Raw genomic sequence first — 15,202 nt, forward strand, 5'->3', positions numbered from 1 at the left:
CCCGCCGCCCGGGGATCAGGTGCGCTTGCGGAAGCGGGCCACCGCCAGCGGCGCCGTCACCACGGTGATCGCCGCCGCCCAGATCAGCACCGTCAGCACCGAGTTGCCCACCGGCTGGTCGTTGATCAGGGCGCGGCAGGCGTCGGCCAGCGCCGACAGCGGGTTGTGCTTGGTGAACGCCTCCAGCCAGCCCGGCATGGTGCTGGGACTGGCGAAGATCGAGCTGCCGAACTGCAGCGGCATCATCACCAGCATCGACATGCCCTGCACCGCCTGGGCGCTGCGCAGCGACATGCCCAGCAGCATCGACACCCACATCAGCGAGGCGCCGAACACCAGCGACAGGCCGACCGCGGCCAGCAGCTTCAGCGGGCCGCCGACGATGTCCATGCCGAGGATCATCGCGAAACCGATCAGCACCGCGAACGCGACGACCGCCCGCAGCGTCTCCGCGATCATCTTCGACAGCAGCACCGTCGAGCGCCCGATCGGCAGGGTGCGGAAGCGGTCCATCACGCCGGTCTGGAAGTCGGTGTTCAGTCCGGTGCCCAGCGCCATCGCCAGGTTCAGGCCGGTGGTGCCGAGCAGGCCCGGCACCATGTACTGCATGTACGTGTGCTGGTCGGCGGCCATCGCGCCGCCGAACACGTAGACGAACAGCACGATCATGATGATCGGCACCAGCAGCGCGTCCAGCATGGACTCCGGGTCGGCCTTGATCCGCATCAGGTTCCGGCGGGTCAGCGCGCCCAGGTGGCGCAGGTTGGCGCGCAGGCCGATCCGGGTGTCCTCGGCGGGCAGCGCGGGCGCGGCGCCCGGCGCGGGGTTCAGCGTGGCGGTGCTCATGCGACGGGCCCCTTGTCACGGGCCGGAGTGGGGACGGACGACTTGCCGGTGATGCTCAGGAAGACCTCGTCCAGGCTGGGCAGCTTGGTGTCGATGCCCGCGACGCCGAATCCGCGCGTACCCAACACGCCGATCACCGTGGTCAGTCGGCCCTCGTCCGTGAGATGCACCGAGAGCAGGCCGGACTCCTCGGAGAACGTCGCCGGGATGCCGGCCTCCTGAAGGCTGCGGGCCATCTCCGGCAGCTCCGCCGGGCGCGTCGGACGCACCTGCAGGCTCCGGCCGCCGACCTGGGTCTTCAGCTCCTGGATGCCGCCGCCGGCGATCACCCGGCCCTTGTCGATCACGGTCAGCTCGTCGGCGAGCTGCTCCGCCTCCTCCATGTACTGCGTGGTCAGCAGCACCGTCGAACCCTCGCCGACCATCCGCTGCACCTCGTCCCACACCTCGTTGCGGGTCCGCGGGTCCAGGCCGGTGGTGGGCTCGTCCAGGTACAGCACCTTCGGGCGGCCGATCATCGACGCCGCGAGGTCCAGGCGACGGCGCATGCCGCCCGAGTAGCCCTTGGCGGGGCGCTTGGCCGCGTCGGTGAGCGAGAAACGCTCCAGCAGCTCGAAGGCGCGGGCCTTGGCGTCCTTGGCGGACAGGTCGAGCAGGCGCCCGATCAGGTAGAGGTTCTCGTAGCCGGACAGCGCCTCGTCCACCGACGCGTACTGGCCGGTCAGGCCTATCGTGCGGCGCAGCTGCTTGGGCTGGCGCAACACGTCGTACCCGCCGACGAACGCCGTGCCCGCGTCCGGCTTGATCAGCGTCGACAGCACCCGCACCAGCGTGGTCTTCCCGGCGCCGTTCGGCCCGAGCAGGCCCAGCACCGTCCCCTCGCGCACCGCCAGGTCGACCCCGTCGAGGGCCTTCGTCTCCCCGTAGTGCTTCACGATGCCGTGGACCTCCACGGCGTTCCGGTCGATTCGTGTCATGGGAACACCGTGCCGGGGGCGGCTGTCACGGCACTGTCAGCCCGCTGTCAGGGGCGATGACAGCGGGCTGTGGGGGCGCGAGGGGTGCTGGTGGTGCTCTCCCCGGTTCTGCGCCCGGTCTTTACTGGAAGCTGTGCTCCGGGCCCGGGAAGGTGCCTTCGCGGACGTCCGAGGCGAACTCGGTCGCGGCCTGCGCCAGCGTGGCGCGCAGGTCGGCGTACTGCTTGACGAACTTGGGGACGCGGCCGGCCGTCATGCCGGCGAAGTCGGTCCAGACGAGGACCTGGGCGTCGGTGCCGGGGCCGCCGCCGATGCCGACGGTGGGGATCGCGGAGTGGGCGGTGACCTCGGCGGCGAGTTCGGCGGGGACGGCTTCGAGGACGACGGCGAACGCGCCGGCCTGCTGGACGGCCTTCGCGTCGCGGAGCAGCTGGTGGGCGGCCTCGTCGCCGCGGCCCTGGACGGGGTAGCCGCCGAAGGCGTGGACGGACTGCGGGGTGAGGCCGATGTGGGCCATGACCGGGATGCCGGCCTCGACGAGGAGTTCGATGGTGCGGGCGCTGCGCTCGCCGCCTTCGAGCTTGACGGCGTGGACGCCGGCCTCCTTCATCAGGCGGGCCGCGTTGTGCATGGCCTGGGCCGGGGACTCCTGGTAGGAGCCGAAGGGCAGGTCGGCGACGACGAGGGAGCGCTGGGTGCCTCGGACGACGGCGGCGGAGAGCATCACCATCTGGTCCATGGTCACCGGCACGGTGGTCTCGTAGCCGAGGTGGCAGTTGCCCGCGGAGTCGCCGACCAGCAGGACGGGGATGCCGGCTTCGTCGAAGACGCCGGCGGTGAGGGCGTCGTAGGCGGTGAGCATCGCCCAGCGTTCGCCGTTGCGCTTGGCCTTGGCGAGGTCCCGGACGGTCACGCGGCGGTTGGCGACCCCGCCGTAGAGGGTGTTGGTGGGCGCGTCCTGCGTTTGGGCAGGCTGAAGCGGAGAGGCGTTCATCGAACAGACTCCTGGTGTGTGTCGTCTCGTGGCGCCGTACGGCGTCCCCGGATCTGGCTCCATGCTTGCACGCCACGGGCCGTCAGCAAAGGGGCGGAGGGTCCGCGGAGTTCTTGGGGAGGTCTTTGCCGTTCGGTGTCCCGACCGTTACGATACGGAACGGTCTCGTATCGAAAAGGCGGCTAGTGTGTTCGTATGACCTCGCCGACCGCGCCGCCCCCGGCATCCCGGGTGCCGGAAGCCGTACACCGCCGACGCTGGTGGATCCTGGGCACCCTGGTGCTCGCCCTGCTCGTCGTCGTTCTCGACAACTCGATCCTCAACGTGGCGATGAAGACCATCGCCACCCCCGCCCCGGTGGGCCTCGGCGCGAGCCAGAGCGACCTGGAATGGGCGATCAACTCCTACACCCTGGTCTTCGCCGGCCTGCTGTTCACCGCGGGCCTGCTGGGCGACCGGTTCGGCCGCAAGTGGACGCTGCTGGCCGGCATGGTGGTCTTCGGCCTCGGCTCGCTGCTGTCCGCGCTGGCCGCCGGCCCGGGCGAACTCATCGGCTACCGCGCGGTGATGGGCCTCGGCGGCGCGTTCGTGATGCCGGCGACGCTGGCCATCATCATGAACGTCTTCGAGCGGCACGAGCAGCCCAAGGCGATCGGCATCTGGGCCGGCGCGGTGGGTCTGGCGATCGCCGTCGGCCCGATCACCGGCGGTCTGCTGATCGAGCACTTCTGGTGGGGCTCGGTGTTCCTGGTGAACGTCCCCATCGTGATCCTCGCGCTCGGCCTGATGGGCTGGCTGATCCCGAACTCCAAGGACCCCAGCCCGGGCAAGCTCGACCCGGTCGGCGTGGTGCTGTCGGTCGTCGGCCTGGTCGCGCTGATCTACGGCATCATCAAGGGCGGCGAGCTCGCCGACTTCACCGCCACCGAGGCCTGGGCGCCGACCCTTCTCGGCGTGGTCGCACTGGCCGCCTTCGTGCTGTTCGAGAAGCGCACCAGCCACCCCGCGCTGGACGTCACCTGGTTCCGCAACAAGGTGTTCTCCGCGTCGATCGGCGTGGTCGGCATCGTGTTCTTCGCGCTGATGGGCGTCTCGTTCTTCGGCGTCTTCTACACCCAGAGCGTGCGCGGCTACAGCGCCCTGCAGGCCGGTGAGCTGATGCTGCCGCTGGCCGTCGCCCAGCTGATCTTCGCGCCGCGGGCCCGGCTGGTGGTCGACCGGATCGGCATCCGGCTGACCTGCGCCGGCGGCATGCTGCTGGTCACCGTCGGCTTCCTCGGCTACGTCTTCCTGACCGCGACCACCCCGATCTGGCTGCTGATCGTGATCGGCTTCGTGATGGGCACCGGCATGGCGCACGTGATGCCGCCGGTGACGGTCGCCATCATGGGCGCGCTGCCGCGCGAGAAGGCCGGCGCGGGCTCCGCGCTGAACAACACCTTCCGCCAGGTCGGCGGCTCGCTGGGCATCGCGGTGCTGGGCGCGCTGCTGTCCACCGTGTACCGCAACGGCATGGAGGACCACCTCGCCGCGGTGCCGGAGCAGTTCCGCAGCCGGGCCGGCGAGTCGATCGAGTCGACCCTCGGGACGGCCGAGAAGCTGCACCTGCAGGCCCTGGTCGACCCGGCCAAGGACGCGTTCATCAACGCCATGCACGTGGTCTCCGGCGTCTCGGCCGGCGTCACCGTGATCGGCGCGGTGCTCGCCCTGGTGCTGCTGCCCGGCAAGTCCGCCGCCGCCCCCGGCGGCCCCGCGGGAGCGGCCGGTGCGCAGGGCCGGACGGACTCCGACGCGAGTCCCGCCAAGGTTTGATCGACAGGGTGGAGAATAGGGCCATGACAAGCGCCGACACTCCGCTCAAGCCGTGCCACGGCCCCGCCGCGGAGCAGGACGCTCCGCGGCGGGGCCGTCCGCGCAGCGAGGCCGCCGAGCAGGCGATCTACGGCGCCGTCGAGAAGCTGATGGAGGACGGCGTCGGCCTCGCCGAGCTGTCCATCGAGCGGATCGCCGCCGAGGCGGGCGTCGGCAAGGCCACCATCTACCGGCGCTGGTCCAACAAGGAGGCCCTGCTGGTCGACGTGGTGGACCGGTTGGAGGAGCCGATGCCCCCGCTGGTCGGCCCGACCTGCCGGGACGACCTGATCGCCGCCGTCGACTACATGCGACGGCGCGGCCTGATCAAGCGCTCCCGGTGGATCGTCAAGTCCGCGCTCGGACAGATGAACAGCTGGCCCGAGCTCAAGCAGACGTACCACGAACGGGTGGTCCATCCGCGCCGCGAGCTGATCCGGCAGATCGTCCGGCGCGGCGTCGAGGCCGGCGAACTCCGCTCCGACCTGGACATCGAACTGCTCTGCGAGATGCTGATCGGACCGATCCTGCTGCGCACCGTCCTGTGGGACGACGCGCCGCTGGAGGACCCGGACCTGGCCCGCCGGATGGTCGCCGCCGCGTTCGAGGGACTCGCCGCCCGGTAGACCGGTCCGGTCCGAGGTGGAACTTTTCGCACACGTGCTCGCGTCCCTCCCGTCATAGGCTGAGCCGAGAACCGGATCTGAGCAGGTCGGAGCAGGTCGGAGCAGGTCGGAGCAGGTCGGAGCAGGCGGACGGGTCGGCGGGGAGCCGACGGAGCACGGCGGCAAGGAGCGGGCATGGTGCGGGCGGACGGCCCGGCGGCAGCGGCGGCAGCGGCGGACGAGCGGGCGCCCACCCGGCGCGAACGGCTGTGGCGCTGGTTCGACTGGCGGCGCGGCCGGCCGCTCACCCTGCTCGGCGTGCTGGTCACGGTACTGCTGGTGGCGCACGCCCAGGTGCCGAACACGATCGGCAACCTGGGCAGCCTGCTGGAGACCTTCCTGCCCTGGTTGGGGCTGGCCGTGCCGGTGCTGCTGGCACTCGCGCTGTGGCGGCGGTCCGGCGTCGCGGTGGTCGCCGCGCTGCTGCCCGCCGCCGTCTGGCTGAACCTGTTCGGCGCGCTGCTGGTCGACAAGAGCAGCGGCCCCGGCGACTTCACCGTGCTCTCCCACAACGTGGCCGCCGCCAACGAGGACCCGCAGGGCACCATCCGGATGCTCACCGGCTCCGGCGCGCAGATCGTCGCCCTCCAGGAACTCTCCGCCTCCGCCGCCCCCGTGTACACCGCCGGGCTCGCGCAGAAGTTCCCGTACCACGCGGTCGAGGGCACCGTCGGCCTGTGGTCCAGCTACCCGATCGACGGCGTCACCGTGGTCGACATCAAGATGGGCTGGACCCGGGCCTTCCGCGCCGAGGTCACCACCCCCAAGGGCCCGCTCGCCGTGTACGTCGCCCACCTGCCGTCGGTGCGGGTCAAGTTCGACAGCGGCTTCACCGCCGGCCGCCGGGACGTCAGCGCGCAGGCCCTCGGCGACGCCATCGCCCGCGAGCCGCTGGGCAAGGTGCTGCTGCTCGGCGACCTCAACGGCACCATGAACGACCGCAGCCTGGCCCCGGTCACCTCGCAGCTGCGCTCCGCCCAGGGCGCGGCCGGCGACGGCTTCGGCTTCTCCTGGCCGGCGTCCTTCCCGATGGCCCGGATCGACCAGATCCTCAGCAAGGGCGGCCTGGTCCCCACCGACTCCCGCACCCTGCCGGCCGACGCCAGCGACCACCTCGCGGTGGCCGCCGCCTACCGGTACTGACCTGCGGCCGCCGCGCGGCGGGCGCTGCTCAGCTCCGCCGCTGCCGACCGATCACCACGGTGGCGTCGCGCTCCTCGTCCTGCTCGACCCGGGCGGTCAGGCCCTGTGCGGACATCAGGGCGGCCGTCGCCGGGGCCTGCCGGTCGCTGGTCTCGATCAGCAGGTGACCGCCGGGCGCGAGCCAGCGCGGCGCGACGGCCGCCACCCGGCGCTGCACGGCCAGGCCGTCGGCGCCGCCGTCCAGGGCGACCGGCGGTTCGTGGTCGCGGGCCTCCGGCGGCAGCAGCGGGATCTCGCCGGTCGGCACGTACGGGGCGTTGGCGACCAGCAGGCCGACCCGGCCGCGCAGGGCCGGCGGCAGCGGGGCGTCCAGATCGCCGAGGTGCACCGCGCCGCCGTACGGGGCCAGGTTGCGGCGGGCGCAGGCGACGGCGGCCGGGTCCACGTCCGCGGCGTGCAGTTCGATTCCGTCGAGCCGGGCGGCCAACGCCGCGCCGATCGCGCCGGAGCCGCAGCACAGGTCGAGCACCACCGCGCCGGGCGCGCCCAGCGCGGCGGCCCGCTCGACCAGGAACTCGCTGCGCCGGCGCGGCACGAACACGCCCGGGGCGAGCGCGATGCGCAGCCCCGCGAACTCGGCGAAGCCCACCACCTGCTCCAACGGGTGCCCGGCGCACCGCAGTTCGAGCATCTCGGCGAGCCGATCGGGACGGTCGGCGGCGCTCAGCAGCAGCCGGGCCTCGTCCTCGGCGAAGACGCAGCCGGCCGCCCGCAGCCGGTCGACCAGGTGGGCCGGGGAGAGAGCGGGGGAAAGGGGGAACGACACGGAGACCTCTTCGAAGAGCCTTGCGGGCTCCCCGAGTCCGGTCAGACCGCGGCCCGACGGCGGGGGAGCACCTCGACAACCTGCACGGTGATCTCTCCCACCTCCTTCGGCCGGTGCGCCGTCCATGATCGGGCGCGTATCGCGGCGCTCACCCTATTCCTTCGGGCGTGCCTTGTCAGCCCTGTCGCCACCGGTTGGTGATCGGCAGCCGGCGGTCGCGGCCGAAGTTCTTCGGCGAGACCTTCGGGCCCGGCGGGTACTGCCGGCGCTTGTACTCGGCGGTGTCGACCAGGCGCACCACGCGGTCCACCACCTCGGCGGGGAAGCCCTCGGCGACGATCGCGTCCCGGCCCTGGTCGCCCTCGACGTAGCGGTCCAGGACCGCGTCCAGCAGGTCGTAGTCCGGCAGCGAGTCGGTGTCCACCTGGTCCGGGCGCAGTTCGGCGGACGGCGGCTTGCTGATGGTGTTCTCCGGGATCGGCGGCACCTCGCCGCGCGCCTCGGCCTGCGCGTTGCGCCAGCGGGCCAGCCGGAAGATCAGCGACTTGTAGACGTCCTTGATCGGGCCGTACGCGCCCACCGAGTCGCCGTACAGCGTGGAGTAGCCGACCGCGAGTTCGCTCTTGTTGCCCGGCGCGAGGACGATCTGCCCCTCCTGGTTGGAGATCGCCATCAGCAGGGTGCCGCGCAGCCGGGACTGCAGGTTCTCCTCCGCCAGGCCGGTCAGCTCGGTGGCGCCCAGGTAGGCGTCGAACATCGGGGCGATCGGGACGGTGCGGAAGTGCAGGCCGGTGCGGCGGGCCAGTTCGGCGGCGTCGTCGCGGGAGTGCTGCGAGGAGTAGCGCGAGGGCATCGAGACGCCGTACACGTTCTCCGCGCCGATCGCGTCCACCGCGATCGCCGCGACCAGCGCCGAGTCGATGCCGCCGGACAAGCCGATCAGCACCGAGCGCATGCCGTTCTTGCGGACGTACGCCCGGGTGCCCTCGACCAGGGCCGCGTACACCTCGGCCTCGTCGTCCAGGCGCTCGCCGACCCGGGGCGGCCGGGGCTCGGCCGGGGCGGGCTTCGGCTCGCCGCCGAGGTCGACCCGGGTCAGCCTGAGGCCGTCGGCGAGGACGGTGCCGTCCGGCAGGCCCGGCTCGGTCGCGGCCGGCAGGTCGAGGTCCATGACCAGCAGCGCCTCCTCGAACTGCGGCCCGCGGGCGAGCAGTTCGCCGTCCTCGCGGACCACCAGGGTCTCGCCGTCGAAGACCAGCTCGTCCTGCGCGCCGACCATGTTGAGGTACACCAGCGGGCAGCCGGCCTCGGCGGCGCGGCGCTTGACCAGCTCCAGCCGGACGTCGTCCTTGTCGCGCTCGTACGGGGAGCCGTTGATCGACAGCAGCAGGCCCGCGCCGGCCTGGCCGGTGGCGGCGACCCGGCCGCCCTCCTGCCAGATGTCCTCGCAGATGGCCAGCGCGATGTCCACGCCGTGCAGGCGCAGGACGGTCAGCTGGTCGCCCGGGACGAAGTAGCGGTACTCGTCGAAGACGCCGTAGTTCGGCAGGAAGTGCTTGGCGAACCGGGTGACCACCTCGCCGCCGCGCAGCACCGCCGCGCAGTTCTGCGGCTTCCCGGCGTACGTGCTGCCCGGCTCGCCACGGCCCAGGTAGCCGACCACCACGGGGAGTTCGCCCAGGCCCTCGGCCTGCAGCTTCGCCGCCAGGTCCACCAGGGCGGCGCGCGAACCCTCCACGAACGAGTTGCGGAACGCGAGGTCCTCGACCGGGTAGCCGGTGAGCACCATCTCCGGGAACGCGGCCAGGTCCGCGCCCGACTCGGCGGCCCGCTTCGACCAGCGCAGCACCTCCTCGCTGTTGCGGGCGAGGTCACCGACCCAGGGGTCGATCTGGCACAGGGCGAGACGCAGATTCGGCATGACCACGAGTGTAATCGTCTAACTGACGTTATGTCGCTCGGGGTGGCGGTGGCCCCGGCGTGCCCGTGCGGTCCTCGCGGTCGGCAAGCGCGTGGGGATCGGCCATGATGGGTGACGGCGCGTCCGGCGCGTTCACGGGGCCGGCGTGTTCGGCGTGACCGGCGCGTGGCGCGCACGCCACGGCGTGCACGACGCGGCGCGTACGACACAGGGCGCACGACGCGTGGGCCGTGGTCGTGGGCCGTGCAGGTCGCGTGGGTCGTGTGGGACGCGTAGGGCGTAACACGGGCGTAAAGAGCAGAGGTGAGACTGTCCCCATGGGCAAGCAGCAGGAGTTCGTGCTTCGCGCACTCGAAGAGCGTGACATCCGGTTCGTCCGGCTGTGGTTCACCGACGTCCTCGGTTTCCTCAAGTCGGTGGCGGTCGCCCCCGCGGAACTGGAGCAGGCCTTCGAGGAGGGCATCGGCTTCGACGGGTCCGCGATCGAAGGATTCGCCCGGGTGTACGAGTCCGACATGATCGCCAAGCCGGACCCGACCACCTTCCAGATACTGCCGTGGCGCTCCGAGAACCCCGGCACCGCCCGGATGTTCTGCGACATCCTGATGCCCGACGGCTCCCCGTCCTACGCCGACCCGCGCTACGTCCTCAAGCGCACCCTGGAGAAGGCCTCCGACCAGGGGTTCACCTTCTACACCCACCCCGAGATCGAGTTCTTCCTGCTCAAGGACCTCCCCGGCGACGGCACCCCGCCCACCCCCGCCGACCAGTCCGGCTACTTCGACCACACCCCGCGCGGCATCGGCCACGACTTCCGCCGCCAGGCCATCACCATGCTCGAATCCATGGGCATCTCGGTCGAGTTCAGCCACCACGAGGGCGCCCCCGGCCAGCAGGAGATCGACCTGCGCTACGCCGACGCGCTCTCCACCGCCGACAACATCATGACCTTCCGCCTGGTCATGAAGGAGGTCGCCCTCGAACAGGGCGTCCACGCCAGCTTCATGCCCAAGCCGTTCTCCAACTTCCCCGGCTCCGGCATGCACACCCACGTCTCCCTCTTCGAGGGCGACCGCAACGCGTTCCACGAGTCCGGCGCCGAGTACCAGCTCTCCAAGGTCGGCCGCTCCTTCATCGCCGGCCTGCTCAAGTACGCCGCCGAGACCGCCGCCGTCACCAACCAGTGGGTCAACTCCTACAAGCGCATCTGGGGCGGCTCCCAGCGCACCGCCGGCGCCGGCGGCGAAGCCCCCTCCTACATCTGCTGGGGCCACAACAACCGCTCCGCCCTCATCCGCGTCCCCATGTACAAGCCCGGCAAGCAGGGCTCCACCCGCATTGAGGTCCGCTCCCTCGACACCGGCTGCAACCCCTACCTCGCCTACGCCGTCACCCTCGCCGCCGGCCTCAAGGGCATCGAGGACAACCTCGAACTCCCCCCGGGCGCCGACGACGACGTCTGGGCCCTCACCGACGCCGAACGCCGCGCCCTCGGCATCCAGCCCATGCCCCAGAACCTCGGCGAAGCGATCGACCTCATGCAGCGCAGCGAACTCGTCGCCGAAACCCTGGGCGAGCACGTCTTCGACTTCTTCCTCCGCAACAAGCGCCAGGAGTGGGAGGAGTACCGCTCGGAGGTCACCCCGTTCGAACTGAAGAAGATCCTCCAGGTGCTGTAGCCCTGCGGGGCTCGGGGTTCCGGGGCGGTGGCGCGTGCTGCCGACCCGGGCCCCAGGGGCCGGTGTGACCGTCCGCTGGCGTACAGCGCATCGGGGACCTGGGCGATCTGAGGCCCGCTCACACCGCCGCACCGGACCCGGCCGAAGTCGCTTGCGTGCTGGACTCGCTGCCGACGGGGGTTCGCGCCGGCCTGGGCCGACGTCGCGTCACAAGGGGTTCCGGGGTGGGGGGAACGTACGCTTCGGGGACGGGCGAGGTGCTTGGGAGGCGGAGCGGTGGAGGAGCGGGCCGGGAGTCGGGTGAGTCGGTTGGAGACTCGGCTGGTGCGGCGGGGGTTCTCCGATCCGGATCAGGCGGTGCGGCTGCTGGAGGAGCCGGAGTTGCAGGGGCTCGCCGCGGATCCGGTGCTGTTGGACGCGTTGGGGGCGGCGGCGGATCCGGACGAGGCGTTGTTCGGGTTGGCGCGGTTGCTGGAGGCGCTGGATCCTCACGAGCGGCACACCTTGCGGGACACGCTGACCACGTCGAAGCCGCTGCGGGACAGGCTGCTCGGGGTGCTGGGGGCGTCGGCCGCGCTCGGTGACCACCTGGCCCGGCATCCGCGGGACTGGCACACGCTGGTCAGCTTCGAGTTGCGCGACATCCACCCCGGGCGCGGGGACTTCCTCGGCGAGCTGGCCCGTCGCGTGCAGGCGGGCGACGGCGAGGAGGACGCGCTGCGGGCCGCGTACCGGCGGTGTCTGCTGGCGATCGCGGCGCGGGACCTGTCCGGGACGACGGACCTGCCGCAGGCGGCGGCCGAGCTGGCCGACCTGGCGGGAGCCACCCTGCAGACGGCGCTGGACCTGGCCGCCGCGGCGGATCCGGAGGCGGCCGAGGCGTGCCGGCTGGCAGTGATCGGGATGGGCAAGTGCGGCGGCCGGGAGCTCAACTACGTCTCCGACGTGGACGTGATCTTCGTGGCGGAGCCGCGCGAGGGGGTGGACGAGCAGCGGGCGTTGCAGGCCGCGACCCGGCTGGCGTCGCGGCTGATGCGGCTGTGCTCGGACACCACCGGCGAGGGCGTGATCTGGCCGGTGGACGCCAACCTGCGGCCGGAGGGCCGGAACGGCCCGCTGGTGCGGACCTTGGCCAGCCACCTCGCGTACTACCGGCGGTGGGCGAAGACCTGGGAGTTCCAGGCGCTGCTGAAGGCCCGCCCGGTGGCCGGCGACGCCGAGCTCGGGCGGGCGTACACCGAGGCCGTGGCACCGCTGGTGTGGCAGGCCGCCGCGCGGGAGCACTTCGTGGCGGACGTCCAGCAGATGCGCCGCCGGGTGGTAGACGCGATCCCGGCGGGCGAGTTGGAACGGCAGCTGAAACTCGGACCGGGCGGGCTGCGGGACGTCGAGTTCGCCGTCCAGCTGCTGCAACTCGTGCACGGCCGGACGGACGAGGGCCTGCGCAGCGGCAACACCCTGGAAGCGCTTTCCGCGCTGTCCGCCGGCGGCTACGTGGGCCGTGCCGACGCCGCCGCGCTGGACGACGCGTACCGCTTCCTGCGGACCCTCGAACACCGCATCCAGCTGCACCGGCTGCGCCGCACCCACCTGATGCCCACCGACCCCGCCGACCTGCGCCGGCTCGCCCGCAGCATGGCCCCGCTGATCAACGGGGAACCCGGGGTCGACCCGGTCGCCGCGCTGCAACGCGAGTGGAAGCGGCACGCCATGGAGGTGCGCCGGCTGCACGAGCGGCTGTTCTACCGTCCGCTGCTGGACGCCGTCGCCGAACTGCCGGTCGCCGAACTCCGGGTCACCCGCACCGGCGCGGCCGGACTCACCGCCGAGGCCGCCCGCCAACGCCTCGCCGCGCTCGGCTACGCCGACCCGGCCGCCGCACTGCGGCACATCTCCGCGCTCGCGTCCGGCGTCAGCCGCAAGGCCGCCATCCAGCGCACCCTGCTGCCGGTGCTGCTCGGCTGGTTCGCCGACTCCGCGGACCCGGACGCCGGCCTGCTCAACTTCCGGCAGGTCTCGGACGCGCTCGGCGCCACTCCCTGGTACCTGCGGCTGCTGCGCGACGAGGGCGCGGCCGCCGAGCAGCTGGCCCGCGTCCTGTCGGCCGGGCGACTTGCCCCCGACCTGCTGCTGCGCGCGCCCGAGGCCGTCGCCATGCTCGGCGACTCCACCGGGCTGGCGCCGCGCGGCCGGGCCGCGCTCGAATCGGAGATCCTCGCCGCGGTCGGACGGGCCGACGGCCCGGCGGCCGGGGTGGCGGCGGCACGGTCGGTGCGCCGCCGCGAACTGTTCCGCACCGCCGCCGCCGACCTGCTCGGACGCCTCGACGACGACCCCGCGCGGGCCCTGGACGTCACCGGCGAGGCGCTCACCTCGATCACCGCCGCCACCCTGCAGGGCGCGCTGCGCGCCGCCGTCAACGGCTGGGAGGCCCGCAACGGCGAACTGCCCACCCGGATCGCGATCATCGGCATGGGACGGTTCGGCGGCCACGAACTGGGCTACGGTTCCGACGCGGACGTGCTGTTCGTCCACGAGCCGCGGCTCGGCGTGCTGGACGAGGACGCGGCGGGCGCGGCGAAGGCCGTGATCGGGGAACTGCGGACGCTGCTCGCCGCGCCCTCGGTCGAACCGCCGCTGGAGGTCGACGCGGACCTGCGGCCGGAGGGCCGGAACGGGCCGCTGGTGCGGACCCTCGCCTCGTACGCCGGCTACTACGCGCGCTGGTCGCACGCCTGGGAGAGTCAGGCGCTGCTCCGGGCCGAGGCGATGGCCGGCGACGTCGAGCTGGGGGCACGCTTCCGGGAACTCATCGATCCGCTGCGGTACCCCGGGGCGGGCGTCTCGGAGCGCGACCTGACGGAGATCCGGCGGATCAAGGCCCGGATCGAGGCGGAGCGGCTCCCGCGAGGGGCCGACCCGACCACGCACACGAAGATCGGCCGGGGCGGGCTGGCGGACGTGGAGTGGACGGTGCAACTGCTGCAGTTGCAGCACGGCCACGAGGTGCCGGGGCTGCGCACGACGCGCACCCGGGCGGCGTTGGCGGCGGCGGCGGAGGCGGGGCTGGTGGAGCGGGAGGACGCGGAGGTACTGGACGCGGCCTGGGTGCTCGCCTCGCGGGTGCGGGCGGCGGTGATGCTGGTGCGGGGGCGGGCGGGGGACAGCTTTCCCGGCGACGCGAGGGAACTGGCGGGGGTGGCGCGGTACCTGGGGTACGGGGTCGGGCACTCGGGGGAGCTGGTCGACGAGTACCGCCGGACGACGCGGCGGGCCCGGCACGCGGTGGAGCGGCTGTTCTACGGGACGGAGTAGGGCGGGAGGCCGGGGAGAGCGCCTACCCGCCCGCGTGCTACGCCGAGACCTTGGTGTCCCAGGAGACCGGGACGGTCAGGGCGTTGTCCTGGGCGTCGTCGGGGTTGCGGGGGAGGCGGTAGACCCAGTTGTGGTAGATCAGGCGGGCCGCGACGAAGCCGACCAGGAGACAGACCTCGCCGCCGACGGCGTCGAGCCAGAAGTGGTTGGCGGTGGAGATGATCACGCTGAGGGTGACCAGGGGGTAGGCCAGGCCGAGGGCGCGGACCCAGGTGCGGCGGGCGAGGAAGAAGATGGTCAGGCCGCACCACATGGACCAGCCGATGTGCATGGAGGGCATGGCCGCGAACTGGTTGGAGACCTGCGCGCCGGCGCCGGAGGCCATGGAGCCCCAGGTGTGGTGGACGGTGACGGTGTCGATGAAACCGGCGTCCATCAGGCGGGGCGGGGCCAGGGGGAAGAAGTAGAAGCCGACCAGGGCGATGCCGGTGGTGACGAAGAGCACGGTGCGTGCGGCGGCGTAGCGGCCGGGGTGGGAGCGGTAGAGCCAGACCAGTACGCCGATGGTGACGATGAAGTGCAGGGTGGCGTAGTAGTAGTTCATCCCGACGATCAGCCACGTGACCGAGTTCACGGCGTGGTTGATGGAGCGCTCGACGGCGATGCCGAGGGTGTGCTCGAAGTTCCAGACCCAGTCGGCGTGCTTGTGCGCGATCGAGGCCTGTTCGGGAACGGCGTTCCGGACCAGCGAGTACAGCCAGTAGCTGATGCCGATCAGGGCGAGTTCGAAGAACAGGTGGGGTCTGCGCGGGCTGCGTCGCTGGTCGCGCAGGCGGCCGCGCAGGCCGGTGGGTGACTGGGCGACGCGGGTGGCTCCGCCGGGCTGGTGGGCGATGTGGTCCGTGCCCGGGTCGGAACCGTCGCGCGCGCTCCGGTCGGCGCGTTCGGCGCCGGCAGCGTGGATCTCGGTCGGTTCCCCCATGGA

11 protein-coding genes are annotated in these 15,202 nt (G+C 72.3%); 5 read left to right on the forward strand and 6 right to left on the reverse strand.

Annotation, left to right across the window (positions count from 1 at the left end; all coding sequences use genetic code 11):
- Positions 1-15: 15 nt before the first annotated feature.
- From ACFV4P_RS10730 to panB, 3 genes are all read right to left on the reverse strand, one after another.
- On the reverse strand, positions 16-846 hold the full coding sequence (locus tag ACFV4P_RS10730) for an ABC transporter permease (protein WP_380469541.1): 831 nt from the start codon (positions 844-846) through the stop codon (positions 16-18).
- Positions 843-1,823, reverse strand: coding sequence for an ATP-binding cassette domain-containing protein (locus tag ACFV4P_RS10735; protein ID WP_380469544.1), 981 nt, complete (start codon positions 1,821-1,823; stop codon positions 843-845). Before ACFV4P_RS10735 ends, ACFV4P_RS10730 begins: the two co-directional genes overlap by 4 nt.
- A gap of 121 nt (positions 1,824-1,944) precedes the next feature.
- Positions 1,945-2,817: a 3-methyl-2-oxobutanoate hydroxymethyltransferase gene (panB, locus tag ACFV4P_RS10740; RefSeq protein WP_380469547.1), complete on the reverse strand. Its 873-nt coding sequence runs from the start codon at positions 2,815-2,817 to the stop codon at positions 1,945-1,947.
- 195 nt (positions 2,818-3,012) lie between these two features.
- Here panB and ACFV4P_RS10745 point away from each other — a divergent pair, with 195 nt between their 5' ends.
- From ACFV4P_RS10745 to ACFV4P_RS10755, 3 genes are all read left to right on the forward strand, one after another.
- Positions 3,013-4,629: an MFS transporter gene (locus ACFV4P_RS10745; protein WP_380469550.1), complete on the forward strand. Its 1,617-nt coding sequence runs from the start codon at positions 3,013-3,015 to the stop codon at positions 4,627-4,629.
- 23 nt (positions 4,630-4,652) lie between these two features.
- Positions 4,653-5,294, forward strand: a complete 642-nt coding sequence (locus ACFV4P_RS10750; RefSeq protein WP_380469553.1) for a TetR/AcrR family transcriptional regulator — start codon at positions 4,653-4,655, stop codon at positions 5,292-5,294.
- Between the two features lie 174 nt (positions 5,295-5,468).
- Positions 5,469-6,476, forward strand: a complete 1,008-nt coding sequence (locus ACFV4P_RS10755) for an endonuclease/exonuclease/phosphatase family protein (RefSeq protein ID WP_380469555.1) — start codon at positions 5,469-5,471, stop codon at positions 6,474-6,476.
- 28 nt (positions 6,477-6,504) lie between these two features.
- Here the strand turns inward: ACFV4P_RS10755 and ACFV4P_RS10760 are convergent, their stop codons facing one another.
- Both ACFV4P_RS10760 and ACFV4P_RS10765 read right to left on the reverse strand, forming a co-directional pair.
- Positions 6,505-7,302, reverse strand: a complete 798-nt coding sequence (locus ACFV4P_RS10760; RefSeq protein ID WP_380469558.1) for a putative protein N(5)-glutamine methyltransferase — start codon at positions 7,300-7,302, stop codon at positions 6,505-6,507.
- A gap of 175 nt (positions 7,303-7,477) precedes the next feature.
- On the reverse strand, positions 7,478-9,223 hold the full coding sequence (locus ACFV4P_RS10765) for an NAD+ synthase (RefSeq protein WP_380469561.1): 1,746 nt from the start codon (positions 9,221-9,223) through the stop codon (positions 7,478-7,480).
- Positions 9,224-9,540: 317 nt separating this feature from the next.
- On the opposite strand from ACFV4P_RS10765, the gene glnA reads away from it, so the two are divergent.
- Both glnA and ACFV4P_RS10775 read left to right on the forward strand, forming a co-directional pair.
- Positions 9,541-10,902, forward strand: a complete 1,362-nt coding sequence (gene glnA / locus ACFV4P_RS10770; RefSeq protein ID WP_073812010.1) for a type I glutamate--ammonia ligase — start codon at positions 9,541-9,543, stop codon at positions 10,900-10,902.
- Between the two features lie 276 nt (positions 10,903-11,178).
- A complete protein-coding gene (locus tag ACFV4P_RS10775; protein WP_380469564.1) occupies positions 11,179-14,217 on the forward strand; it encodes a bifunctional [glutamine synthetase] adenylyltransferase/[glutamine synthetase]-adenylyl-L-tyrosine phosphorylase in 3,039 nt (1,012 codons plus the stop codon).
- Between the two features lie 37 nt (positions 14,218-14,254).
- On the opposite strand, the gene ACFV4P_RS10780 is transcribed toward ACFV4P_RS10775, so the two are convergent.
- A complete protein-coding gene (locus ACFV4P_RS10780) occupies positions 14,255-15,199 on the reverse strand; it encodes a phosphatase PAP2 family protein (protein ID WP_380469567.1) in 945 nt (314 codons plus the stop codon).
- Between the last annotated feature and the right edge of the window lie 3 nt (positions 15,200-15,202).

It is taken from the genome of Kitasatospora sp. NPDC059795 (assembly GCF_042732175.1).
GTDB lineage: Bacteria > Actinomycetota > Actinomycetes > Streptomycetales > Streptomycetaceae > Kitasatospora.

What these genes read in the sequence shown, in the direction of transcription:
- ACFV4P_RS10730 (WP_380469541.1), bottom strand. Translation starts at nt 846, where the DNA reads ATGAGCACCGCCACGCTGAACCCCGCGCCGGGCGCCGCGCCCGCGCTG.
- ACFV4P_RS10735 (WP_380469544.1), bottom strand. Translation starts at nt 1,823, where the DNA reads ATGACACGAATCGACCGGAACGCCGTGGAGGTCCACGGCATCGTGAAG.
- panB (WP_380469547.1), bottom strand. Translation starts at nt 2,817, where the DNA reads ATGAACGCCTCTCCGCTTCAGCCTGCCCAAACGCAGGACGCGCCCACC.
- ACFV4P_RS10745 (WP_380469550.1), top strand. Translation starts at nt 3,013, where the DNA reads ATGACCTCGCCGACCGCGCCGCCCCCGGCATCCCGGGTGCCGGAAGCC.
- ACFV4P_RS10750 (WP_380469553.1), top strand. Translation starts at nt 4,653, where the DNA reads ATGACAAGCGCCGACACTCCGCTCAAGCCGTGCCACGGCCCCGCCGCG.
- ACFV4P_RS10755 (WP_380469555.1), top strand. Translation starts at nt 5,469, where the DNA reads ATGGTGCGGGCGGACGGCCCGGCGGCAGCGGCGGCAGCGGCGGACGAG.
- ACFV4P_RS10765 (WP_380469561.1), bottom strand. Translation starts at nt 9,223, where the DNA reads ATGCCGAATCTGCGTCTCGCCCTGTGCCAGATCGACCCCTGGGTCGGT.
- glnA (WP_073812010.1), top strand. Translation starts at nt 9,541, where the DNA reads ATGGGCAAGCAGCAGGAGTTCGTGCTTCGCGCACTCGAAGAGCGTGAC.
- ACFV4P_RS10780 (WP_380469567.1), bottom strand. Translation starts at nt 15,199, where the DNA reads ATGGGGGAACCGACCGAGATCCACGCTGCCGGCGCCGAACGCGCCGAC.